The 23125-nt window shown below is 69.0% G+C and carries 22 protein-coding genes and 1 riboswitch; of the genes, 6 read left to right on the top strand and 16 right to left on the bottom strand.

The features are described 5' to 3' along the window. Positions 1-12: 12 nt before the first annotated feature. From OG978_RS11640 to OG978_RS11655, 4 genes are all read right to left on the bottom strand, one after another. On the bottom strand, positions 13-1044 hold the full coding sequence (locus tag OG978_RS11640) for a C40 family peptidase (RefSeq protein ID WP_326765138.1): 1032 nt from the start codon (positions 1042-1044) through the stop codon (positions 13-15). A 237-nt stretch (positions 1045-1281) separates the two neighbouring features. Further along, the gene (locus tag OG978_RS11645) at positions 1282-2310 is read right to left on the bottom strand and encodes a C40 family peptidase (protein WP_326765139.1); all 1029 of its coding nucleotides are present in this window, start codon (positions 2308-2310) and stop codon (positions 1282-1284) included. A gap of 284 nt (positions 2311-2594) precedes the next feature. Continuing rightward, on the bottom strand, positions 2595-3956 hold the full coding sequence (locus OG978_RS11650; RefSeq protein ID WP_326770000.1) for an NYN domain-containing protein: 1362 nt from the start codon (positions 3954-3956) through the stop codon (positions 2595-2597). Positions 3957-3992: 36 nt separating this feature from the next. Then, on the bottom strand, positions 3993-4235 hold the full coding sequence (locus tag OG978_RS11655) for a hypothetical protein (RefSeq protein WP_014156692.1): 243 nt from the start codon (positions 4233-4235) through the stop codon (positions 3993-3995). A 163-nt stretch (positions 4236-4398) separates the two neighbouring features. Between OG978_RS11655 and OG978_RS11660 the strand changes: the two genes are divergently transcribed. Both OG978_RS11660 and OG978_RS11665 read left to right on the top strand, forming a co-directional pair. Next, the gene (locus OG978_RS11660) at positions 4399-5151 is read left to right on the top strand and encodes a rhomboid family intramembrane serine protease (RefSeq protein ID WP_326765140.1); all 753 of its coding nucleotides are present in this window, start codon (positions 4399-4401) and stop codon (positions 5149-5151) included. Then, positions 5148-5429: an Lrp/AsnC family transcriptional regulator gene (locus OG978_RS11665; RefSeq protein ID WP_326765141.1), complete on the top strand. Its 282-nt coding sequence runs from the start codon at positions 5148-5150 to the stop codon at positions 5427-5429. Before OG978_RS11660 ends, OG978_RS11665 begins: the two co-directional genes overlap by 4 nt. 82 nt (positions 5430-5511) lie before the next feature. Here the strand turns inward: OG978_RS11665 and OG978_RS11670 are convergent, their stop codons facing one another. The 6 genes from OG978_RS11670 to ctaE all read right to left on the bottom strand — a co-directional run bounded on the left by OG978_RS11670 (position 5512) and on the right by ctaE (position 12677). Continuing rightward, positions 5512-6924: an aminotransferase class V-fold PLP-dependent enzyme gene (locus OG978_RS11670; protein ID WP_326765142.1), complete on the bottom strand. Its 1413-nt coding sequence runs from the start codon at positions 6922-6924 to the stop codon at positions 5512-5514. Positions 6925-7098: 174 nt separating this feature from the next. Beyond that, positions 7099-7216, bottom strand: a riboswitch (SAM riboswitch). A gap of 85 nt (positions 7217-7301) precedes the next feature. Beyond that, complete coding sequence (gene trpD, locus OG978_RS11675; RefSeq protein WP_326765143.1) at positions 7302-8366, bottom strand: anthranilate phosphoribosyltransferase; 1065 nt, start codon at positions 8364-8366, stop codon at positions 7302-7304. Between the two features lie 123 nt (positions 8367-8489). Continuing rightward, complete coding sequence (qcrB, locus tag OG978_RS11680; protein WP_326765144.1) at positions 8490-10139, bottom strand: cytochrome bc1 complex cytochrome b subunit; 1650 nt, start codon at positions 10137-10139, stop codon at positions 8490-8492. Then, entirely contained in the window at positions 10136-11188 is a 1053-nt protein-coding gene (gene qcrA / locus OG978_RS11685; protein WP_326765145.1) for a cytochrome bc1 complex Rieske iron-sulfur subunit, read from the bottom strand. Before qcrA ends, qcrB begins: the two co-directional genes overlap by 4 nt. Further along, on the bottom strand, positions 11185-11994 hold the full coding sequence (gene qcrC, locus OG978_RS11690) for a cytochrome bc1 complex diheme cytochrome c subunit (RefSeq protein ID WP_326765146.1): 810 nt from the start codon (positions 11992-11994) through the stop codon (positions 11185-11187). Before qcrC ends, qcrA begins: the two co-directional genes overlap by 4 nt. A 62-nt stretch (positions 11995-12056) precedes the next feature. Beyond that, entirely contained in the window at positions 12057-12677 is a 621-nt protein-coding gene (ctaE, locus tag OG978_RS11695) for an aa3-type cytochrome oxidase subunit III (RefSeq protein WP_072483270.1), read from the bottom strand. 187 nt (positions 12678-12864) lie between these two features. On the opposite strand from ctaE, the gene OG978_RS11700 reads away from it, so the two are divergent. Continuing rightward, on the top strand, positions 12865-13266 hold the full coding sequence (locus OG978_RS11700) for a hypothetical protein (protein WP_326765147.1): 402 nt from the start codon (positions 12865-12867) through the stop codon (positions 13264-13266). 57 nt (positions 13267-13323) lie between these two features. Here OG978_RS11700 and OG978_RS11705 read toward each other — a convergent pair whose 3' ends face one another. The 4 genes from OG978_RS11705 to ctaC all read right to left on the bottom strand — a co-directional run bounded on the left by OG978_RS11705 (position 13324) and on the right by ctaC (position 17789). Next, complete coding sequence (locus OG978_RS11705) at positions 13324-14580, bottom strand: L,D-transpeptidase (RefSeq protein WP_326765148.1); 1257 nt, start codon at positions 14578-14580, stop codon at positions 13324-13326. Between the two features lie 118 nt (positions 14581-14698). Then, positions 14699-15097 (bottom strand): cytochrome c oxidase subunit 4, encoded by a 399-nt coding sequence (locus OG978_RS11710; RefSeq protein ID WP_326765149.1) that lies wholly within the window; start codon positions 15095-15097, stop codon positions 14699-14701. Beyond that, positions 15094-16830, bottom strand: coding sequence for an aa3-type cytochrome oxidase subunit I (gene ctaD, locus OG978_RS11715; protein ID WP_326765150.1), 1737 nt, complete (start codon positions 16828-16830; stop codon positions 15094-15096). The genes OG978_RS11710 and ctaD overlap by 4 nt, the downstream gene beginning before the upstream one ends. After that, positions 16827-17789 carry an aa3-type cytochrome oxidase subunit II gene (gene ctaC, locus OG978_RS11720; RefSeq protein WP_326765151.1) on the bottom strand — a complete coding sequence of 321 codons (963 nt, stop codon included), beginning with the start codon at positions 17787-17789 and terminating at the stop codon, positions 16827-16829. The genes ctaD and ctaC overlap by 4 nt, the downstream gene beginning before the upstream one ends. 270 nt (positions 17790-18059) lie before the next feature. Between ctaC and OG978_RS11725 the strand changes: the two genes are divergently transcribed. Beyond that, on the top strand, positions 18060-19442 hold the full coding sequence (locus OG978_RS11725; RefSeq protein ID WP_326765152.1) for a cysteine desulfurase/sulfurtransferase TusA family protein: 1383 nt from the start codon (positions 18060-18062) through the stop codon (positions 19440-19442). Positions 19443-19456: 14 nt separating this feature from the next. Here the strand turns inward: OG978_RS11725 and OG978_RS11730 are convergent, their stop codons facing one another. Beyond that, complete coding sequence (locus tag OG978_RS11730; RefSeq protein WP_326765153.1) at positions 19457-20431, bottom strand: carbohydrate kinase family protein; 975 nt, start codon at positions 20429-20431, stop codon at positions 19457-19459. A 159-nt stretch (positions 20432-20590) separates the two neighbouring features. Here OG978_RS11730 and OG978_RS11735 point away from each other — a divergent pair, with 159 nt between their 5' ends. Together OG978_RS11735 and OG978_RS11740 are read left to right on the top strand one after the other, a co-directional pair. Continuing rightward, entirely contained in the window at positions 20591-20788 is a 198-nt protein-coding gene (locus OG978_RS11735) for a hypothetical protein (protein WP_326765154.1), read from the top strand. Between the two features lie 156 nt (positions 20789-20944). Continuing rightward, positions 20945-22429 carry a hypothetical protein gene (locus OG978_RS11740; protein ID WP_326765155.1) on the top strand — a complete coding sequence of 495 codons (1485 nt, stop codon included), beginning with the start codon at positions 20945-20947 and terminating at the stop codon, positions 22427-22429. A gap of 120 nt (positions 22430-22549) precedes the next feature. Here OG978_RS11740 and OG978_RS11745 read toward each other — a convergent pair whose 3' ends face one another. Beyond that, a complete protein-coding gene (locus tag OG978_RS11745) occupies positions 22550-22906 on the bottom strand; it encodes a HesB/IscA family protein (RefSeq protein ID WP_030933606.1) in 357 nt (118 codons plus the stop codon). Positions 22907-23125 lie beyond the last annotated feature (219 nt).

Consider the following 23125-nt stretch of genomic DNA (forward strand, 5'->3'; position numbering starts at 1 on the left):
TCGAGGGTACGGTCAGACGCGGGTGACCGACGAGACGGGCATCATGCCGACGGGGTCGTAGCGCACCGGAGCCCCGGGGTACGGGGCGTGGATCACCTGGCCGTTACCGACGTACATCGCGATGTGGCCGGCGTCCGCGCGGTAGGCGACCAGGTCGCCGGGGCGGGCCTCGGAGAGCGGCACCATGTGTCCCGCGTACCGCTGGGCCTGCGAGGTCCGCGGCAGGCTGACCCCGGCCTGGGCGTACGCCCACTGCATCAGCCCGGAGCAGTCGAATCCGGCCGGCCCGTTGGCCCCCCAGATGTACGGGCGGCCCAGTGCCTGGTGGACCGCCATGACGGCGGCCGCCGCGCGTGCGGAGCCGGCCGGCAGATCGGCCAGGGCCGGGTACGCGCCGTCGCGGCCGGAGCGCGAGGCCCGCTCGAACTCCGCCCGGTCGGCGCCGGGCAGCGCGTCCAGTAGCTTCCTGGCCTCGGCGAGCTTGCGCTCGACGGTCCGTTTGTGACGGGTGGCGGACGCCCGGTTGCGCTCCAGTTCGGCCAGCGCGCGGGCCGCCTCCGCACGGGTCTGCACGAGCCCGCGCTGGACCTGCTGGAGTTCCCGCAGCTCGGTGGCCTGAAGGCCGGTCAGGCGCTCCAGTACGGCCGCCCGGTCGAGATAGTTGTCCGGGTCGGAGGAGAGCAGCAGGGCGAGCGCGGGGTCGATGCCGCCGGAGCGGTACTGCGCGCTCGCCGCCGAACCGAGCTCCGTACGCATCCGGTTGACCCGTTCCTGGCCGCGGGCCGCCCGGTCCTGGGCCCGGTCGACCTCGCCGCGCAGCCGACCGGCGTTCTCCCCGGCCTTGTTGTACTGCTCGGTGGCCCGCTCGGCCTCGGTGTACAACCGGTCGATGCGGGCCTTGGCGGTCCGGGGCGCGTCCTGCGGGTCGGCGTTCGCGGTGGCCGCCCCGAGGGTGGCGGCCGCGGTCGCCGCGGCGGCCGACAGAACGGTGGCCCGGACGCCGAGGTTGAGGCCGGACTGTGTGGAACGGCGATGGGACACCACAGGACGCCGCACTCCCTTCCGCTGTACGCAGACGCGCGCAGCCCCTGCCGCCCGGGGCGGGCGGACCGACGACCGAGAGCTGCACAGCAGGCAGACAGTAGTCGGACGGTTACGGAGCGACCAGCGGCCGCGCCGGACGGAAGGGTGGCGGAAACGACGACACCCCGCCGGTGACCTGTGGTCTCCGGCGGGGCGGACTGTCCGTGCGGGCGTGGGAATTCGCCCGTTCGGGCGCCGTCAGCCGACGCGCACGCCGAACTGGAAGCTGCCGATGGTGTCCATCGACTCGAAGCGGACGAACGTGCCCGGGTACGGGGCGTGCAGGAGGGTGTTGTTGCCCGCATAGAGCCCCACGTGCGAGGTGTTGTTGAAGAAGACCAGGTCGCCCGGCTTCAGCGCGCTGCGCCCGATGTGGACACCGTCGTTGATCTGGGTGTACGTGACCCGGGAGATCTGGACGTTGGCCTGGGCGTAGGCCCACTGGGTCAGCCCGGAGCAGTCGAAGGATCCGGGGCCGGTGCCGCCGCGGCCGTACGGCTTGCCCACCTGGGTCTTGGCGGCGTTGAGGGCGGCGGCACCCCAGGCGGAGGCGGGGAGCTCGTTGCCCAGGTCGACCCGGTCGCCCGCGGAGCGGCTGGCGCGCTGCTGGTCCTCGCGCATCTTCGCGCGCTCGGCTTCGGTCATCGAGTTGAGCAGGCGCTGCGCCTTGCCCAGCTTGGCCTGGAGGTCCTTCTTCTTCTCGCCGAGCGTCTTGCGTACATCCGCGAGGTCACCGAGCTTGTCCTGGGCCTCCTTGCGCTGCTGCGCGAGGACCCGCTGCTTCTCCTGGATCTTCCCCAGGGTCTCGGTCTGCTTGGCCGTCAACTGGTCGAGGGCCGAGGCCTCGTCGAGGAAGGTGTCCGGGTTGGACGAGAGGAAGAGCTGCACCGACGGGTCGATGCCACCGGAGCGGTACTGAGCGGCGGCGAGCGAACCGAGGCCGTTGCGGAGCGTGTTGATCTCCTGCTGGCCGCGGGCCACCTTGTCCTGCAGCGCGCCGACTTCCTTCTCCAGCTTCTGCTGCTTCTCCTTGGCGCCGTAGTACTTCTCGTTGGCCTCGCCGGCCTCGTGACTGAGCTTCTCGACCTCGGACTTGACTTCGCCCTTGGAGGGCTTCGGGTCGGCGTGGGCCGCCTGGGAGGTCAGGGCCACGGCCGCGGCGGCGGTCGCGGTGAGCACGGTCACACGGGCGCGGCTCGGCTGCTTGGGACGACGGTGGGACGCCACGGAGGCGAGCTCCTTCTTCCTCGAGCCGCCTACCGGGCTGTGGGGGATTCGAATCCCCGGCTCCGTGCATGTCACGGACTCGGCGGTGCCTTCACAGCCACCCCGGATGGGTGATCAACCGTGCGAAGGTTCGAGGCCCGACCCTAGTGACCAACTTGTGATCAGTTCAAATCCTCACCAGAAAAATCTCATCACAGGCTGCACTTCTTTACCCACGACACACGGGGTGTAGCGGCGACTTGACAGTCCGTTCCCTGATTTCCACCGAGACCCGGCAAGTACCACTAGACGCGCGAAAGGCGCTTCAGGAGCAAGACGGACGCAACGGGCCTGGCGCCCGCCTTCGCCACTCCGTCGGCGACTTCACGGTCGGTGGAGACCACCACGACGGGCCTGCCCGGAGGTTCGGCGCGCGCCAGCTGACGGATGAGCTCGTCGGCGGTCACACCGGGCTTGCTGAACAGCACCCGGACCCCGCGCGGTGGCGCGAGCAGCACCGGGGCGGCCAGTTCGGCCCCGTCGAAGACGCAGGTCATCTCGGCACCGGTCTGCGCGGCGAGCACCGAGAGCCCGCCCAGCAGCCGCAGCCGCTGCTTCTCCAGCGGCAGTTGCGGATAGCCGGTCTTGGTGACGTTGTAGCCGTCGACGATCAGATGGGCCTGCGGCAGCGCGAGCAACTGGTCGAGCAGGGCCGGGTCGGTCTCCGAAAGGGCCCTGGCGGCAATGTCCTTGGGCGACATCCGGCCCGGCTCGACCGCGTCGACACTGTCCGCGGGGCGGATCGAGGAGGGCGGCAGGGCCAGTTCGCGACGGAGCCCGCTCGCCGCGTCGAGCACCGTGTCCAGCAGCAGCCGCAGCCGCATGTCCTCGACCGAGCGGCCCTCCCTGGCGGCCCGGCGGCCCGCCTCGACGGACGCCTCGGCCTCGCCGAGCCGTGCCTTGAGCCGGCGGCTCTCGCTCTCGGCCGCGGAGACCTGGGCGGCGGCCTCGGACCGCGCGACGTCGGCCTCGGCCCGGCTGCGGCGCAACGCCGCCTCGCCGCGCTTGACCTCGTTGACGGCGCTGCGCAGCTTGCGCTGAAGGGATTCGGCTTCCTTGCGGGCCGCGTCCAGCTCGCCGCGCAGCCGCTCCGTCTCGCTCTTCGTCTGCGAGCGGGCCCGGACGAGTTCCTCGCGCAGCCGCTCCAGTTCGCGACGGCTCTCCTCGTCGGCGCGCTCGGCGTCCGCGCGCTGGGCCTCCTCACCGGCGGCGGCGACCAGCTTCACCCAGCCCGGCGGGCGCAGCACATAGGCCGCCGCGGCCACGTCGACGGGGTCGGCGGCGGCAGGCGGCGCACCGGCCTCCAGGGCGTCGGCCAGCTCCGGCTGGCCCTCCTTGAGCCGCTCGCCGATGCGCTGCCGGAACAGCGCGTCGCCCTCCAGGGCGGCGGCCATCGCGTTCCCGGCGAACTTGGCACGCCGGGTCGGGGTGAAACGGGCGTACTGGCGCAGCTGGGCCGGGAGTTCGGTGACCGTCAGGCCGCCGAAGGCGTCCGACACCAGCGCGACGACCCGCCGCCGTACGCCTTCGGGCAGGGGGCGGTCGAGCGCCTCGACGGCGTCGTCGGCCGCCTCGGCCGACTCGGCGCCGCTATCGGGCTGCTCCACCATCCGTCACCCCAAATGTCTGTGGGCGCGGCTCCGTCAGGAGTCGGCACCCGGCCTGTCCACCAGTTCGATCTGGTCCACCGCGTTGCACCAACGGCAGCGCACCGACTCGATGGTCTCACTGACCACCTCGCGTTCCTCGACGCTGGACTCACCGGCCAGGTCGAGATGGACATACTCGACGACCTTCGAGGAGCGCGTCACGTCGAAGCGCGTGAGATTTCCGCAGAGCGTGCAGCGCCAGCGAGTCCCGTCGGTCGGCTGGGGAACCGTCGTCATCGTTGCGTCCTCTTTCGTCGAGCCTCGTGCTGCCTTGCTTCAAGGATCTCGCGGTGCGCCGTCGAACTGCGGATGTCCTTCCGTAACCCTACGGCCTCACCGCGTCCGCCCGACACGGCGAGGCGGTCTGTCCCGTTCCCTCCGCTTGCGTCATGCTCTGTTCATGATCGATCGGCGAGCTGTGACCGGCAGGCTGACCGGCGGACTGCTACGGACGGTCACCTCGGGTGGGCCACTGGTGACCCACGCCCTGATCACGGCCTGCTCCCTGGTCTTCGTGATCAGCCCGCTGTCCGGCTTCAACCCGGTCCCCGGAACCGCCGACGCCCTGCTCGCCGCCCAGGCCGGGTACTTCGAGCGCTGGGGCGTGATCCCGAGTGAGCTGTGGGACGGCTCCGCACACGCCCTGCTCACCCCGCTCACCGCCCTCTTCGTGCACGGCAGCTGGCTGCATCTGCTCGGCAACGTGCTCTTCCTGTACGTGTTCGGGGCGATGACCGAGGAGCGCATGGGCCGGGTCGGGTTCACCTTCTTCTACGTGATCTCCGGCTACCTCGCCCTGGTCGCCTACGCGGCCGCGCACGCCACGTCCGACCAGACGCTGGTGGGCGCGTCCGGGGCGATCTCGGCGGTGCTCGGGGCGTTCCTGTACCTGTTCCCCAGGGCCCGGGTCACCAGCCTGTTCCCGTTCCTCTTCTTCCTGCCGCTGCGCTTCCCCGCCTGGATCGTGCTGGTCTTCTGGTTCGTCCTGCAGTGGCTGGCGGTCCAGGGCGCGGGCAGCGGGGGGCCGGGCGTCGCCTATCTGGCCCATGTGGTGGGCTTCGCCCTCGGCTTCCTCTACGCCTGGGGGCGTTACCGGCGTACGGATAGAGTGAAGGCACCAGCCACGGCCACCGAGGGAGAAAGCCAGCCTTGATCACCGCGATCGTGCTCATCAAAACCAGCGTGGACCGGATTCCCGAGATCGCCGAGGCCATCGCCGCGCTGGACAGTGTCAGCGAGGTCTTCTCGGTCACCGGTACGTACGACCTGATCGCCATGGTCCGGGTGCCCAGGCACGACGATCTCGCCGATGTCATCCCCGGCCGGATCAGCAAGATCCCGGGCGTCGAGGCCACCGACACGCATGTGGCGTTCCGTACCTACTCGCAGCACGACCTGGAGGCCGCCTTCGCCATCGGCCTCGACGCTTGAGTACGCACTTCACCACCGCGCAGCACTTCGGCGGGGGACGGGCCCACAGGCTGCCCGTCCCCCGCCGAAGTGCTGTGTGCCGTCAGAGCTGCGCCGCACCCCGGTCCGGGACGCAGCGGCCGTCCTCGGTGCGGTACTTCCACTGGGCGCCCTTGCTCACGAGCTCCTTGACCGCACGGACGAAACGCTCGATGTGCTCGTCCGGCGTACCGGCGCCGAAGCTCACCCGGATCGCGTTGAGCAGGGGGGTCCCCCCGGTCGAGCCTGTTCGAGACTGGGGGAACTCGCCCGGCTCGGCCTCGGGCGCGCCGCACTCGCCGACCTCCTGCGGGTCGCTGCCCAGCAGGGTGCGGACCAGCGGGTGGGCGCAGAAGAGTCCGTCGCGGACCCCGATGCCGTACTCGGCGGAGAGCGCGGCGGCGAAGTGCGAGCTGTTCCAGCCCTCCACCACGAAGGAGATGACGCCGACCCGCGGGGCGTCGTCGCCGAACAGCGAGAGCACCTTGACCTCGGGAACCTCGGCGAGGCCCGCCCGGACCGCGCCCACGAGGTGCTGCTCCCGGGCGACCAGGTTGTCGAAGCCCGCCTCGGTGAGCGCCTTGCAGGCGGAGGCGATGGAGTACACGCCGATGACGTTGGGGGAGCCGGCCTCGTGGCGGGCAGCGGTGGAGTGCCACTCGACGTCCACGCCGCCGTCGGTGCGGCGGGCGACCTTGCGCGAGGCGCCGCCGCCCGCGAGGTAGGGCTCGGCCCGCTGCAGCCAGTCGGCCCGGCCGGCGAGGACGCCCGAGCCGAAGGGCGCGTACAGCTTGTGTCCGGAGAAGGCGACCCAGTCGACGTCCAGCTCGGCGATGTCGACGGGGTGGTGCGGGGCGAGCTGCGCGGCGTCCAGCACGATCCGGGCACCGTGCGCGTGCGCGGCGGCGGCCAGCTCCTTCACCGGCCACAGTTCGCCGGTGACGTTGGAGGCGCCGGTGACGCAGACCAGCGCGGGGCCGTAGGGCTCGCGGTCGGCGAGCGCCCGCTCCAGCGTCTCGACGGCCTGGGCGGGGGTGCGCGGGGCGTTCAGGTAGGTCACCCGGGCGTCGCGCCACGGCAGCAGCGAGGCGTGGTGCTCGGTCTCGTAGACGAAAACCTGGCAGTCGGCCGGGACGACCGCGGCCAGCAGGTTCAGCGAGTCGGTGGTCGAGCGGGTGAAGATCACCTGGTCGTCGGCGCGGCAGCCGAGGAACTCCGCGACGGTCGCGCGGCTGTTCTCGAAGAGGTCCGTGGAGAGCTGCGAGAGGTAGCCGGCCCCGCGGTGGACGCTGCCGTAGTACGGGGCGTACGCGGCGACGTCGTCCCAGACACGCTGCAGCGCGGGGGCGCTGGCGGCGTAGTCGAGAGCGGCGTAGGTGACCTCACCACCCGTGACCAGCGGAACCGTCACATCCCTGCCCAGAACCGACAGAGGGGCACAAAGCGACTGGTCGGCGGCAGCGGTGAAGACAGACATGGCGAACTCCCGTAAGAGGCAGGCGAAACGCATGCGCCGGCGGATACGCGGCAGCGCAGCGGAAAGAGAAAGAGGGTGTGCGGAAGAGGGCCGAAGGCCCTATCGCATTCGCGTGCTCACAAGAGACTCCCTAGGGACCAGGACCCCGGGGGTTGGCATTCACAGATGCCGAGGGGCCCGCGCTTGCCGCAGACCTCGCTGCCTACGGCCTGGTCTTCACCCGGGGCACCCCGCCACGGACGGAGGGTTGCCGGACAGCGGGCCGGGGCCGTAGTCGCTGTCACTCATGACCTGCCCAGCATCTTGCCATACGTACGAAAACGCGCAAGGCGCAGTCCAGGATCCGGACTGCGCCCCTGCGCCACATTTCCGCCCGTTCAGGCGTTGCTGACCGCCACCCAGCGCTCCAGCGCGCGTGCCGCCGCCCCCGAGTCGATGGACTCGGCGGCCTTCGCGATCCCGGCCGCGAGCTGCTCGTTCAGCGTGTCGTCCGTCGGGTCGAGAGCCGCCAGGGCCGCCGCCGAGTTGAGCAGCACGGCTTCCCGGGCGGGCCCCCGCTCACCGGCCAGCACGCGCCGGGCCACGTCGGCGTTGTACGAGGCGTCCGCACCGCGCAGGGCCTGCACGGGCACCAGCTCCAGGCCGACGTCGCGCGGGTCGAACGCCTCCTCGCGCACCGTTCCGTCCCGGACCACCCAGACCCGCGAGGTCGCGGTCGTCGTCAGCTCGTCCAGGCCGTCGTCGCCGCGGAAGACCAGCGCCGAATTGCCGCGCTCGGCAAGGACACCGGCGACGATCGGCGCCATCTTCAGGTCGGCGACACCGACGGCCTGGGAACGCACCCTGGCCGGGTTGGTGAGCGGCCCCAGAATGTTGAACGTCGTCGGCGTGCCGAGCTCCTTGCGGGCCCTGGCGACGTAACGCAGTGCGGGGTGGAACTTCACCGCGAAGCAGAAGGTGATGCCCGCCTCCTCGGCGACCTCGACGACCCGCTGCGCGCTGAGGTCCAGGTTGACGCCGAGCTTCTCCAGCACGTCGGAGGAACCGCTCGCCGACGAGGAGGCGCGGTTGCCGTGCTTGACGACCTTGGCGCCGGTGCCGGCGATGACGACCGCCGACATGGTGGAGATGTTGACCGTCTTGGCGAGGTCGCCGCCGGTGCCGACGATGTCGACCGTACGACCGGGCACGTGGATGGTGTTGGCGTGCTCGTACATCGCCCGTACCAGGCCGGACACCTCGTCGATCGTCTCGCCCTTGGCACGCAGGGCCACCGCGAATCCGGCGATCTGCACATCGGACGCGTCACCGCTCATGATGCGGTCCATCGCCCACGCGGTGTCGTCGGCGGTGAGGTTCTCGCCGCGCATCAGGGGGTTCAGCACACCGGGCCAGGAACGGTCCGCCACGCTGTCGCCGCCGATCGGGGTCACAACGTTCATGGTCCGCTCCTGGGTCCACAGCCGGTAAAAGGGATCACCTCCACCCTATCGAGCGCCAGGGGCAGCAAAGAGCCCCGTCCATCGAATGGACGGGGCTCCTGCTGTGGCGATCAGTTCAGGCGATCAGTGGTGACCGTGGCCGCTGGTGATCTCCTTGTACTCCTCGACGGTGGGCTTGGCGATCTGGTTGTTCTCGCCGAAGTAGCCCTTGCTGAGCCGGGCCCGCAGCTTCTGCAGGAGAGACACCTTGCGCTCGACACCGTTCTCGTCGACCGTCGGGCCGATCTCGACCGGCTTGTACTGCTCGTGCGCGGTGAGCGTGTGCAGCTGCTCGGGGCCGAGCGGCTCGTGGATCTCGACGAACTCACCGTGCGGCAGGCGCTTGATGATGCCGGACTCGCGCCCGTGCAGCACCTTCTCCTTGTCGCGGCGCTGGAGGCCGAGGCAGATCCGCCGGGTGGCGACGAACGCGATGACCGGGCCGACGAAGATGAAGATCCGGACGAACCAGGAGATGGCGTTCAGCGACAGGTGGAAGTGCGTGGCCCACAGGTCGTTGGCACCGCCGATGAAGACGACGACGTACTCGGTGATCCAGGCGACGCCGAAGGCCGTCCGGGTCGGGGCGTTGCGCGGGCGGTCCAGGATGTGGTGCTCGCGCTTGTCCCCGGTGATCCAGGACTCGACGAACGGGTAGACGGCGATGATCCCGAGCACCAGTCCGAAGGCCATCAGCGGGATGAACACACCCAGGACGAGCGTGTGACCCCAGAGGTTGATCTCCCAGCCGGGCATCACTCGGATCAGACCCTCGGCGAAGCCCATGTACCAGTCGGGCTGGGCGCCGGTGGACACCTGGTCCGGGCGGTACGGGCCGATGTTCCAGATCGGGTTGATCGTGGCGATCGCCGCGATGATGGCGATGATGCCGAAGACCAGGAAGAAGAAGCCACCGGCCTTCGCCATGTACACCGGCAGCAGCGGCATGCCGACGACGTTCTTGTTGGTGCGGCCGGGACCCGCGAACTGCGTGTGCTTGTGGTAGAAGACCAGGATCAGGTGCGCCACCAGCAGACCGAGCATGATGCCCGGCAGCAGCAGGATGTGGATCGAGTAGAACCGGGCGACGAAGTCGTGACCGGGGAACTCTCCGCCGAACAGGAACATCGAGAGGTACGTGCCGACGATCGGCGTCGACAGGATCGCGCCCTGGGTGAAGCGGACACCCGTACCGGACAGCAGGTCGTCCGGGAGCGAGTAGCCGGTGAAGCCGGTGAACATACCCAGCACGAACAGCAGGAAGCCGAACAGCCAGTTGATCTCACGCGGCTTGCGGAACGCCCCCGTGAAGAAGACGCGCATCATGTGCACGAACATGCCGGCCAGGAAGATCAGCGCGGCCCAGTGGTGGATCTGGCGAACCAGCAGACCACCGCGGACGTCGAAGCTGATGTCCAGCGTCGAGGCGTAGGCCTGCGACATCCGGATGCCCTGCATCGGCTCGTACGAGCCGTGGTACACGACCTCGCCCATGCTCGGTTCGAAGAACAGCGTCAGATACACACCCGTGAGGATGATGATGATGAAGCTGTAGAGCGCGATCTCCCCGAGCATGAAGGACCAGTGGTCCGGGAAGATCTTGCGCATGTTGGCCTTGGCCAGGGAGTAGATCCCGAGCCGGCCGTCCGCCCAGTCGGCCACCCGCTCACCGGCGGGCGCCTTGCGATTGCCCGGTGCGGCAGCACCAGATGTGTTCGTGGTCGCAGTACTCATCCGCGCTCCCAGAATGCAGGACCGACGGGCTCTTCGAAGTCACCGAGCGCTTCGAGGTTGCCCTCGGCGTTCACACCGATCCGCAGCTGCGGAAGGGCGTGACCGGCCGGACCGAAGATGACGCGGGCGCCGTCGGAGAGGTCGAAGGTGGACTGGTGGCACGGGCAGAGCACGTGGTGCGTCTGCTGCTCGTACAGGCTGATCGGGCAGCCGACGTGGGTGCAGATCTTGGAGAAGGCCACGATTCCCTCGTGGGCCCACTCGCGCTCGCGCTTGTCCTTGATGTCGTCCGGCTCGATGCGGATGATCATCAGTGCGGCCTTGGCGATCTGGTTCTGGAAGTCGTGAGCGTCCTCCTCCAGGCCCTCGGGCATGGCGAAGGTCAGCGAACCGACGGCGACGTCCTCGGGACGCAGCGGCTCCATGGTGTTCATGTTGATGAGCTGCTTGCCCCTGGCCCACAGGGTGGTACGGAGCTTCTTCTCCGGCAGCGGACCGAGGTCGCGCAGCAGCACCACGCCGGAGAGCGGCACCAGGGCCAGCGCGCCGAACATGGTGTTGCGGATCAGCTTGCGCCGTCCGAACGCGGACTCCTCGGCACCCGCCGCGAAGTCCGCCATGACCTTCGCCTTGACCTCGGGCTCGGCCTCGATGGCGTGCCGGTCGTCGGCGACCTCCACGTCGGACATCAGCGTGCGCGCCCAGTGGACGGCGCCGGCGCCGATCGTGAAGAGGGCCACGCCCAGGGTCAGACCCAGGGAGAAGTTGAGCGCGCTCACGTGGCCGAAGGGCCAGATGTACACGATCTTGTCGACCGGGAAGATGACGTACGAGGCGATGAAGCCGATCGTCGCCAGCATGGACAGCGTGAACATGAACGCGACGGCGCGCTCGGAGCGCTTCGCGGCCCGTTCGTCGATGTCCTGGATGCGCGGCTTGTGGGCCGGCAGCCCCGGGTCGGCGAACGGGTCGTCCGCGACCTTTACCGCGCCGTGCGCGGGTTCCTGCTCAGCGGGCAGGTTCTCGTCTGGAATCTCTTGGCTACTCATGACTTCTTGGCCTTAGCGGTGTGGGCCGCGACCCAAATGGCAACTGCGATCAGTGCGCCGAGCCCGAAGATCCAGGCGAACAGACCCTCGCTGACCGGCCCCAGGCCACCCAGCTTCAGACCACCCGGGTTCTCCGCCTGGGCGCTGTTCACGGTCTGGACGTACGCGATGATGTCCCGCTTCTGCTGCTCGGGCATCGTCGTGTCCGGGAAGGACGGCATGCTCTGCGGGCCGGTCTGCATGGCCTCGTAGACGTGCTTCGGGTCCACGCCTTCAAGGCTGGGCGCGTACTTGCCGTTCGACAGCGCGCCGCCCTCACCGGTGAAGTTGTGGCACTGCGCGCAGTTGTTACGGAACAGGTCGCCACCCCTGGCGATGTCCGCACCCGCGGGGTCGACCTGCTTCTTGGTCGGAATGACCGGACCGGCGCCGAGCGACGCGACGTACGCCGCGAGCTGGTCGATCTGCGCCTGGTTGTAGATGACCTTCTTCTTCGGTACCTGGGCGCCCGGCTGCTGCGCCGGCATACGGCCCGTACCGACCTGGAAGTCAACGGCGGCGGAGCCCACGCCGACCAGGCTCGGCCCGTCGGTGGTGCCCTGACCGCCGGTTCCGTGGCAGCTGGCGCAACCGACGGAGTACAGCTTCTTGCCCTCTTCGATGGCGAGGGACTGGGCGGTTTCGTCGGCCTGCGCCTTACTCGCGGGCGCAAACGCGGCGTACAGCCCCCCAGTGGCCGCCAGCGCGAGGAGTAGTACGACGACCGCCGCCAACGGATGGCGTCGTCGTGCGGAGAGCTTTTTCACGGATTACCCCGGTGTCAGGATCTTCTGCGTCGATGCTGGATGTGGTTCGGGTTCGAACCCGGTTACTTGATCATGTAGATCGTGGCGAAGAGGCCGATCCACACGACATCGACGAAGTGCCAGTAATAGGACACGACGATGGCGGCGGTCGCCTGTTCGTGGGTGAACCTCTTGGCTGCGTACGTCCTGCCCAGAACGAGCAGGAAGGCGATGAGACCGCCTGTCACGTGCAGACCGTGGAAGCCGGTGGTCAGGTAGAACACCGAGCCGTACGGGTCGGAGGACAGCGAGAGACCCGCTTCCTTGACCAGCTCGGTGTACTCGAGGACCTGGCCTCCGATGAAGATCGAGCCCATCACGAAAGTGATAATGAACCAGGTGCGGAGCTTCTTCACATCACCCCGCTCCGCGGCGAAGACGCCGAGCTGGCAGGTGAGTGAGGAGAGCACCAGGATCGTGGTGTTCGTCGCCGAGAACGGGAAGTTCAGGTGCTCGGCCATCTCCTTCCAGTGATCCGGTCCCGTCACCGATCGCAGGGTGAAGTACATCGCGAAGAGGGCCGCGAAGAACATCAGCTCGGAACTCAGCCAAATGATGGTTCCGACGCTGGTGAGGTTCGGTCGATTGACCGACGGGTGCGCGTGCCCGGTTTCTACTGTCGTTGCTGTCGCCACGACCGACATTATGTCGGTCGCTTATCCCGCCCTCACCCCGGGGGGTGCCGTTCGGTGTGTCAGCCGGGTGTGTCCTCCCCGAACGGCCCATGGAACGACGGCCCCAAGCAGTACTGACAGGCTGTCGGGCGGAGTACGATCCGCGCATCGGTTCATGCCCGGAAAGCCCCGAAGACACAGATGTCACGGAGGAACAATGCAGCCGACCGCCACGGTCCTGGTCTACAGCGACGACGCCAACACCCGTGAGCAGGTGAGGCTGGCAGCCGGGCGCAGGCCCGCGGCCGATGTGCCACCGGTGGAATTCCTGGAATGCGCCACCCTGCCCGCCGTCCTGGAGGCGCTGGACCGCGGCGGCGTCGATGTCTGCGTGCTGGACGGCGAGACGGCGCCCGCGGGCGGCATGGGCGTCTGCCGGCAGATCAAGGACGAGGTCTTCCGGTGCCCGCCGGTGCTGCTGCTGATCGGGCGCCCGCAGGACGCCTGGCTGGCCACCTGGAGCCGCGCGGACGCCGCGGTGACCCTGCCGGTCGAACCGGTCGAGTTCGCGGACGCCCTGGCCGCCCTGCTGCGCAGCAGGGACTGCGTGAGCGCCTGAGGCCCGCCGCGGATTCGTCCGCGGTCCCTTCGAGGGGCAGCGCACTCCCCGGGCCGGTCAGACCTCGGGGCGCAGTCGCGCCGCCTGGATCGTGTCCGTACGGTCCGGGGTGGTGTTCTTCTGCAGGGCGCTGCCCTTCAGCCATTTGGCCCAGGACAGGTTCCAGTCGCCGAAGCCGTTGTCGAACGGCGTCATCGTCTCGCCCTGGCTGCCCACGACCGTGACGATGTCGCCCTGACGCACGGTGTTGAAGAACCACTGGGCCTGGCCGGTGCTCATGCCCGTACAGCCGTGACTGACGTTCGCGTACCCCTGCGAGCCGGTGGACCAGGGGGCCGCGTGCACGTACTCGCCGCTCCAGGTGACGCGCGTCGCGTAGTAGACCTGCAGGTCGTACGAGTCGGAGGAGCCCTCCGCGATGCCGATCGTCTCCCCGCGCATACGTACGCGGTATTCCTTGCCCAGCACGACCTTGACGCCGTTTCGGGTGGAGAAGCCGGGCTTGCCGGTGGTCACCGGAATGGTCTTGATCACTTTCCCGTCGCGCTTGACCGTCATCGAGTGCGCCGCGGCGTTCGTGATGGCCTCGATGCGGTCGCCCGTGGTGAGCCGCAACGCCTTCGTGGGGGCGCCGTAGAGGGTGTCGGTGACCTTGATGCCCGCCAGGCCGCTGGTGACGTCGATGGTGGCCCTGGCGGGCCAGTAGTCCCTGGGGCGGTAGTGCAGGGTCTTGTCGTCGACCCAGTACCAGGAACCGGACACGGCGGGTGTCGAGCGGACCCGCAGGGCGCGCTCGACGTTGGCCCTGGACGCCTTGTCCTTGACCGGAGCGCTGAGTTCCGCCGTGATGGGCTGTCCGACGCCGTAGGTGCCCGCCTGAGGGCCGAAGGCGACCTTAAGGAACTTCTTGGCCGAGGTGGTCCCGAAGGAGAGCGTACGGCTGCCCGGAGCCCCGTCGTCGTCCTCCACGCCGACCCGGACGGTGTACCGGGTGCCGGCGGCGAGCGGGACGGTGGAGTGCCACCGCTTCCCGTCGGCGTCGAGCTCACCCGCCAGATGGCGGCCGGTCGTGTCGACGGCCGACACGTCCGTGATCCGGCCTTCGTCGCCGTCGACGGTGACCTCCAGCGGCTTGCCGGGGTCGACCTTCTCGTCGCCGTCGGATGCGTTGGCGGTGATCTCGTCCGCGGCGTCGTACGGCTTCTCCGCCAGCGGATGGCCCTCGGACCCGCCACAGGCGGTCACACCTGCGACCAGGGTCACGACCAGCAGAGTGGAGCTCACTACGGGGCGGATGCGCGGCGTGTGGTTCATGCACCCACGCTAAGAAGATTCATCCGTTTCAGCGCGCGGGGTGACTGCGAACGGGGGACCCGCGCTTCTCCAGGTGGAGAAGTGCGGGCCCCCCATCAGGTGGAGCGGTGACGCTATGTCACTGGGTGCGGTTCTCGCCGCGGTAGTACTCGAAGACCCAGCCGAACAGACCGATCAGGATGACCGGGGCCGAGAAGTAGAGCAGCCACCAGCCGAAGATGACTCCCATGAAGGCGAGGGCACCGCCGACCGCCAGCGAGAGCGGCTGCCAGCTGTGCGGGGAGAAGAACCCCACCTCGCCGGCCTCGTCCGCGACATCGGCTTCCTTGTTGTCCTGCGCCATGGCGTCGACCCGCCGGGCCGTGAAGGCCAGGTAGAAGCCGATCATCATGCTCAGACCGAAGCCCAGGACGAGCGCGGTGGTACCGGCCGGCTCCTTCGACCACACGCCGTACGTGACGGCCATGGCGAGCATGAAGACGCTCAGCCAGATGAACATCTTGCCCTGGATCTTCACTTGCCGGCCTCCTTGCCACCAGCGAGGGCCTTGTCATCCTCGGAGTGGTGCTCCAACTGCTCGAGCGCCGAGATCTCCGGGTGATGCAGGTCGAAGGCCGGGGATTCGGAACGGATCCGCGGCAGGGTGAGGAAGTTGTGCCGCGGCGGCGGGCAGGAGGTCGCCCACTCCAGCGAACGGCCGTAGCCCCACGGGTCGTCGACCTCGATCTTCTTGCCGTACTTGGCGGTCTTCCACACGTTGTAGAAGAACGGCAGCATCGACAGGCCGAGCAGGAACGAGGAGATCGTCGAGATCGTGTTCAGCGCGGTGAAGCCGTCCGCGGCGAGGTAGTCCGCGTAACGACGCGGCATGCCCTCGGCACCGAGCCAGTGCTGCACCAGGAACGTGCCGTGGAAGCCCACGAACAGCGTCCAGAACGTGATCTTGCCGAGCCGCTCGTCCAGCATCTTGCCGGTGAACTTCGGCCACCAGAAGTGGAATCCGGAGAACATCGCGAAGACCACGGTGCCGAAGATGACGTAGTGGAAGTGCGCGACGACGAAGTACGAGTCCGAGACGTGGAAGTCCATCGGAGGCGATGCCAGGATCACGCCGGTCAGACCACCGAAGGTGAAGGTGATCAGGAAGCCGACGGCCCAGAGCATCGGTGTCTCGAAGGACAACGATCCCTTCCACATCGTGCCGATCCAGTTGAAGAACTTCACACCGGTCGGTACCGCGATGAGGAATGTCATGAACGAGAAGAACGGCAACAGCACACCGCCCGTGACGTACATGTGGTGCGCCCACACGGTCACGGAGAGACCGGCGATGGCGATCGTCGCGCTGATCAGGCCGATGTAGCCGAACATCGGCTTCCGGCTGAACACCGGAATCACTTCGGAAATGATTCCGAAGAATGGCAGGGCAATGATGTACACCTCTGGATGGCCGAAGAACCAGAAGAGGTGTTGCCAAAGCAATGCGCCGCCATTGGCCGCGTCGAAGATATGCGCACCGAATTTACGGTCCGCCTCCAGCGCGAAGAGCGCCGCGGCGAGGACCGGGAAGGCCAGCAGGACCAGCACACCGGTCAGCAGGACGTTCCAGACGAAGATCGGCATGCGGAACATCGTCATGCCGGGCGCGCGCATGCAGATGATCGTGGTGATGAAGTTGACCGAACCGAGGATCGTGCCGAAGCCGGAGAAGGCCAGACCCATGATCCACATGTCGGCGCCGATACCCGGCGACCGGACGGCGTCCGAGAGCGGGGAGTAGGCGAACCAGCCGAAGTCCGCCGCACCCTGCGGGGTGAGGAAGCCGGCCACCGCGATGAGGGAACCGAAGAGGTACAGCCAGTACGCGAACATGTTCAGCCGCGGGAACGCCACGTCGGGCGCGCCGATCTGCAGCGGCATGATCCAGTTCGCGAATCCGGCGAACAGCGGCGTCGCGAACATCAGCAGCATGATCGTGCCGTGCATCGTGAACGCCTGGTTGAACTGCTCGTTCGACATGATCTGCGTGCCGGGACGGGCCAGTTCGGCGCGCATGAAGAGCGCCATCAGACCGCCGATGCAGAAGAACGCGAACGATGTGACCAGGTACATCGTGCCGATCGTCTTGTGGTCAGTGGTGGTCAGCCACTTGATGACGACGTTTCCCGGCTGCTTGCGCCGGACCGGCAGCTCGTCCTCGTACGAGTCGTCTGCTGCCGCGGCACCCTGAGGTTCGTTGAGGATGCTCACAGTTTGTTCGTCTCCGCATTCCTGGCCGGGTCAGTCTGCTCGATGCCGGCCGGCACGTAGCCCGTCTGGCCCTTCTTCGCCAGCTCCTCGAGGTGCGCCTGGTAGCGCTCCGGGGAGACGACCTTGACGTTGAAGAGCATCCGGGAGTGGTCGGCGCCGCAGAGCTCGGCGCACTTGCCCATGAAGGTGCCCTCCTGGTTGGGAGTCACCTCGAAGGCGTTGGTGTGGCCCGGAATGACGTCCTGCTTCATGAGGAACGGCACCACCCAGAAGGAGTGGATGACGTCACGCGAAGTCAGAACGAAACGGACCTTCTCGCCCTTCGGCAGCCACAGGGTCGGACCCGGGTTGCCGTTCTGCGGGTTCCGCGTTCCCGGGACGCCGAAGTCGTAGACGCCTTCTGCACCCTTGGGGAAGTCCTTCCGGAACCGGTCGGGGATGGCGTCGAGCTCCTTGGGGATCTCATTGCCCGTGGCGGGCGAGCCGTCCACGTTCTCGATGTAGTTGAAGCCCCAGCTCCACTGGTAGCCGACCACGTTGATGGTGTGGGCAGGCTTCGGGGAGAGCGAGAGGAGCTTCGATTCATCGCGCGCGGTGAAGTAGAACAACACCGAGACGATGATCAGAGGGACCACTGTGTACAGCGCCTCGATGGGCATGTTGTACCTGGTCTGCGGAGGAACCTCGACCTTGGTGCGGCTGCGCCGGTGGAAGATGACGCTCCACAGGATCAGGCCCCAGACCAGCACGCCCGTGGCGAGCGCTGCCGCCCACGAGCCCTGCCAGAGGGAAAGGATCCGTGGTGCCTCTTCTGTTACCGGCGTGGGCATACCAAGGCGGGGGAAGTCCTTGTATGTGCAACCGGTTGCGGTCGCCAGGATCAGGCCCGCAGTCAGCACCTGCGGCAGCTTCCGCCGCATCGGGCGCCGCGACGAGCGGTCGGAGCCGTTGGGACTCACGTAGCGCCTTCCCGAGAGTCTCGCCCGCGCGGTCGGCGCGGCCGTCTTTCTGGTCGGTCGCCGCCCTGACGCGGGCAGGGGTTTGGATGTTTATGCGGACCAAACCCTACTGGACGCTATTTGGGGTCGCGCGGGGAGGGTGCCCAACGCGCCGTCCGACTCCCCGAAGGGGTGGAATACGGGCCTCCGGCCGCCATCTGACGGCCCCTCTCCCGGCCCTGCGGGTGGCCCCTCCCCGGGCCCGGGCCCGGCTCGGGCTAGCGTGGCCGCGTGCCCTACTTCGACACCGCATCCTCCGCCCCCCTGCACCCCGTCGCACGCCAGGCGCTGCTTGCCGCGCTGGACGAGGGCTGGGCCGACCCGGCCAGGCTCCACCGCGAGGGACGGCGGGCCCGGCTACTACTGGACGCCGCCCGGGAGGCCGCCGCCGAGGCCGTCGGATGCCGCCCGGACGAGCTCACATTCACTCCTTCGGGGACCCTGGCGGTTCACTCGGGAATTTCCGGGGCTCTCGCGGGGCGTCGGCGTGTCGGCCGCCATCTGGTCGTCTCCTCGGTCGAACACTCGTCGGTGCTCCATTCGGCGGCCATCCATGAGGCGCAGGGCGGGGCGGTCTCCGAGGTCCCGGTGGACCGGTCGGGGGCGGTGAGCGCGGCGGCGTACGCGGAGGTACTGCGCGAGGACACCGCGCTGGCCTGTCTGCAGTCCGCCAATCACGAGGTCGGCACCGAGCAGCCGGTGGCCGGTGTCGCGGAGGTCTGCCGGGCGGCGGGGGTGCCCCTGCTGGTGGACGCCGCGCAGTCGCTGGGCCGGGAGCCGGTGCCGGACGGCTGGTCGCTGCTGGTGGGCAGCGCCCACAAGTGGGGCGGGCCCTCCGGCGTCGGGCTGCTGGCGGTGCGCAAGGGGGTGCGGTTCGCCGCTCAAGGACCGGCCGACGAGCGGGAGTCCGGGCGGGCGGCGGGGTTCGAGAACATTCCGGCGATCGTCGCCGCGGCGGCGTCGCTGCGTGCGGTGCGGGCCGAGGCCGCGGCCGAGTCCGTGCGGCTGCGGGCCCTGGTGGACCGCATCAGGGCCACCGTGCCGGAACTGGTGCCCGATGTGGAGGTGGTCGGCGATCCGGTGCGGCGGCTGCCGCATCTGGTGACCTTCTCCTGTCTCTATGTCGACGGGGAGACACTGCTGCACGAGCTGGACCGGGTGGGGTTCTCCGTATCGTCCGGTTCGTCCTGCACCAGCAGCACGCTGACGCCGAGCCATGTGCTCAGGGCCATGGGGGTGCTCTCGGAGGGGAACGTACGGGTGTCCCTGCCGAACGGCACCGCCGAGGAGGACGTCGACCGTTTCCTGGACGTGCTGCCCCGGGTGGTGGCGGAGGTACGGGAGAGGCTGGGCGCGCCGGTACCGGAGCCCCGGGAGGCCGCCCCGGCCGCGTCCCTGGTGGTCGACGCCCTCGGGAAGCGCTGCCCGATCCCGGTGATCGAGCTCGCGAAGGTGATCGGGAAGGTGCCGCGGGGCGGGACGGTGACCGTGCTCTCCGACGACGAGGCGGCGCGCCTGGACATCCCGGCCTGGTGCGCGATGCGCGAGCAGGAGTACGTGGGCGAGGAGCCGGCGGACCGTGGCTCGGCCTATGTGGTCCGCCGGCTCGTCTGAGCCCGTCTGCCGGATCAGCCCAGGTGGACGCGGACCTCGGCGGCGGCGTCGTGGCCGTACGCCTTGGTGAAGCGGTCCATGAAGTGGGTGCGGCGCAGGGTGTACTCCTGGGTGCCGACCGTCTCGATGACCAGGGTGGCTAGCATGCAGCCGACCTGGGCGGCACGCTCCAGGCCGACGCCCCAGGCGAGACCGGAGAGGAAACCGGCCCGGAAGGCGTCGCCGACGCCGGTCGGGTCGGCCTTGGTCTCCTCCTCCGGGCAGCCGACCTCGATCGGCTCCTGGCCGGCGCGGTCGATGCGGACGCCGCGGGCGCCGAGGGTGGTGACCCGGTGGCCGACCTTGGCCAGGATCTCCTCGTCGGTCCAGCCGGTCTTGGACTCGATGAGCCCCTTCTCGTACTCGTTGGAGAAGAGGTACGTGGCGCCGTCGAGGAGGATCCGGATCTCGTCGCCGTCCATCCGCGCGATCTGCTGCGAGAAGTCCGCGGCGAACGGGATGCCGCGGGAGCGGCACTCCTCGGTGTGGCGGAGCATCCCCTCGGGGTCGTCGGCGCCGATCGAGACCAGGTCGAGGCCGCCGACACGGTCCGCTACGGCCTTCAGCTCGATGAGCCGGGCCTCGCTCATCGCTCCGGTGTAGAAGGAGCCGATCTGGTTGTGGTCGGCATCCGTCGTGCAGACGAAGCGGGCGGTGTGCAGGACCTCGGAGATCCGGACCGAACCGGTGTCGACACCGTGGCGGTCGAGCCAGGCGCGGTACTCGTCGAAGTCGGAGCCGGCGGCACCGACCAGGATCGGCTTCGTACCCAGCAGACCCATACCGAAGCAGATGTTGGCGGCGACACCGCCCCGGCGCACGTCGAGGTTGTCGACCAGGAAGGAGAGCGAGACCGTGTGCAGCTGATCCGCGACCAGCTGGTCGGCGAAACGGCCGGGGAAGGTCATGAGGTGATCGGTGGCGATGGAGCCGGTGACTGCGATTCGCACGGGGAGACTGCTCCTGCGGAGATCGGGGGGAACGGGTGACCGTGTTCCCGGGGCGGCGTGACAGTTCACGCTACCGGTTCCCCGGACCCGCCTGAAGGGGGGAAAACTACCCGATAGTAGGGCTTTCTTCCTGAGGCGTGTGGTGCCTACGGTGCGGTTATGTCGAACCACATCGCCACGCGCGAGTCCGAGATGAGCCTGGCCGAGCTGCGCGGTGACTGCGCGCGGATGGCTCCGCACTGGGCGGCCCACCCGAAGTCTGCCCCCGTTCCGGTCGCGCCGTCCCGGATTCACGGGGTCACGGTGCCCGCCGCCTCCGCCCGGCTGATCGACGCCATGTCCGACTACGGCGACTGAGGGGCGGCGAGACCGGAACCGATCGCATCTGATCCCCCGCATCCCCGCGAGGGAACCGTGCGCGCCGCTGCCCCGTCCCACCGTTGTCCCCGTTCGGGGGCGGACGACAGGCCGGGCGACGGCATGTGACGGCAATGCAGGCGAAGGAGCGATCCGGTGAGCACCGAGCGACCCGACAACGACGTGACCGGCCCCCGGCGGCGTTCGCCGCTCGCCGTGGCCTCGGTGGCGGCAGCCGTACTGCTGGCCGGTGGCGGCGGTGCGTACTGGGCCGCGACCGCGGCCGACGGCGGCGGCAGGTCCGGCGGCAGCGCGGACGACGGCGGGCAGCGCACCCCTCCCCCGCTGGCCCTGGGCGGGCAGGCGGGCACCCCTACGGCGCCCGAGGGGCCCTCGCGGGGCATCGCACCGGGCGAGCCCGACCCGAACGGCGGCCGGGTGGTCTACCGCGCGTCCGGCAAGCTGCCCGAGGGGCCGGGCACGGCCGCGGTGCAGCGCGCGGAGGGCACGGTCTCCGCGGCCGAGGTGACCCGGCTGGCGAAGGCGCTGAACCTGGCGGGCACGCCGCAGGCCGAGGGCACATACTGGAAGGTGGGGTCCGACGGGGACGGCTCGGGTCCGGTCCTGCGGGTGAACAAGCAGGCTCCGGGCACCTGGAGCTTCACCCGGTACGGCTCCGGCGGTACGGACAACTGCCAGAAGAAGGCGGTCTGTTCGGGAGAGAACCCGGCTCCGGGCGGCAGCGGCTCCCCGGTGAGCGAGAGCGTGGCCAGGGCCGCCGCGGTGCCGGTACTGAAGGCGGCGGGGCAGGACGATGCCGCGCTGGATTCCCGCCAACTCATGGGCTCCGTACGGGTGGTGAACGCGAACCCGAAGGTGGACGGCCTCCCCACGTACGGCTGGTCGACCGGGATCCAGGTGGGGCCGGACGGTGAAGTGGTCGGCGGCAGCGGGCAGTTGAAGGGCCTGGAGAAGGGCGACAGCTATCCGGTGATCGGCGCGGCCGAGGCGCTGAAGCAGCTGAACGGTTCGATGCCCGGTGCGCATGCGCGTGCGGACATCGGCGGCTGCGCCACCCCCGTACCGCTGGACGAGGGCCAGAAATCGCCGAAGGCCCACTGCGGGACGCGGACGGGGGCGGAGCGGCCGACGACGACCGTGACGGTCGACAAGGCGGTGTTCGGCCTGGCGGCGCAGTACGTGGCGGGCAAGCAGACGCTCGTACCGTCCTGGCTCTTCTCGGTGCGCCAGGCCGTCGGCGGTCTGGGCACCACGGTGTCGCAGGTCGCCGTGGCCCCCTCGTACCTGGCGAAGAACGCACCGGCGACGACCGTACCCACACCGGCCCCGACGCCTCCCCCGGGGAACGCGGACAAGTCCCAGCGGCAGCTGATCTCGTACAGCGCCGACGGGCGGACCCTGTCGGTGACGTTCTGGGGCGGCGTGTGCAGTACGTACACCGCGAGCGCGACCGAGAGCCAGGACAAGGTGACCGTGAAGATCACGGAGGCGAAGCAGGCCGGGAAGAAGGTCTGCATCCTGATCGCCAAGGAGCTGACCCGGACGGTGACGCTGGACGCGCCGCTCGGCGACCGGACGGTGGTCGACGCGGTGTCGGGCGGCGCCGTGCCCCGCGCCTGAGCACCGATCCCTCGGGTACGACGACGGCGGCGGTCCCGGATTCCGGGGCCGCCGCCGTTGTGCCGTTCCGCGTCGCACTCAGGCGTACGCGCCGCCTTCAGGGCTCAGCTGCCTTCAGGCTTAGCTGAAGGAGTCGCCGCAGGCGCAGGAGCCCGTGGCGTTGGGGTTGTCGATCGTGAAGCCCTGCTTCTCGATGGTGTCGACGAAGTCGATGGAGGCGCCACCCAGGTACGGAGCACTCATCCGGTCGGTGACGACCTTGACGCCGTCGAAGTCCTTCACGACATCGCCGTCGAGCGAACGCTCGTCGAAGAAGAGCTGGTAGCGCAGGCCCGAGCAGCCGCCGGGCTGGACGGCGACGCGCAGCGCCAGGTCGTCACGGCCTTCCTGCTCCAGCAGGCCCTTGACCTTGGCTGCGGCGGCGTCGGACAGGAGGATGCCGTCGCTCACGGTGGTGGTCTCGTCCGATACGGACATCTGCTTCTCTCCCGGGTTGTACGGAGACTGCTTGCCGACGTTGCAACCGTCGGGACCGCGGATTCATTCCGGGCCGAGCGCTTGCCTGTTCCATTCATGCTCGCACACCGGTCCGCCGGGGGGATGCGTCACATCGACACTATGGCCGTCGTCAAAGTGACGTGAACCGGATATCATAGATAGCGTCAATTAGACGAAAAGGCTTCGCGGAAGCTTTTC

The sequence above is a fragment of the Streptomyces sp. NBC_01591 genome (genome assembly GCF_035918155.1).
In the GTDB taxonomy this organism is placed as follows: domain Bacteria; phylum Actinomycetota; class Actinomycetes; order Streptomycetales; family Streptomycetaceae; genus Streptomyces.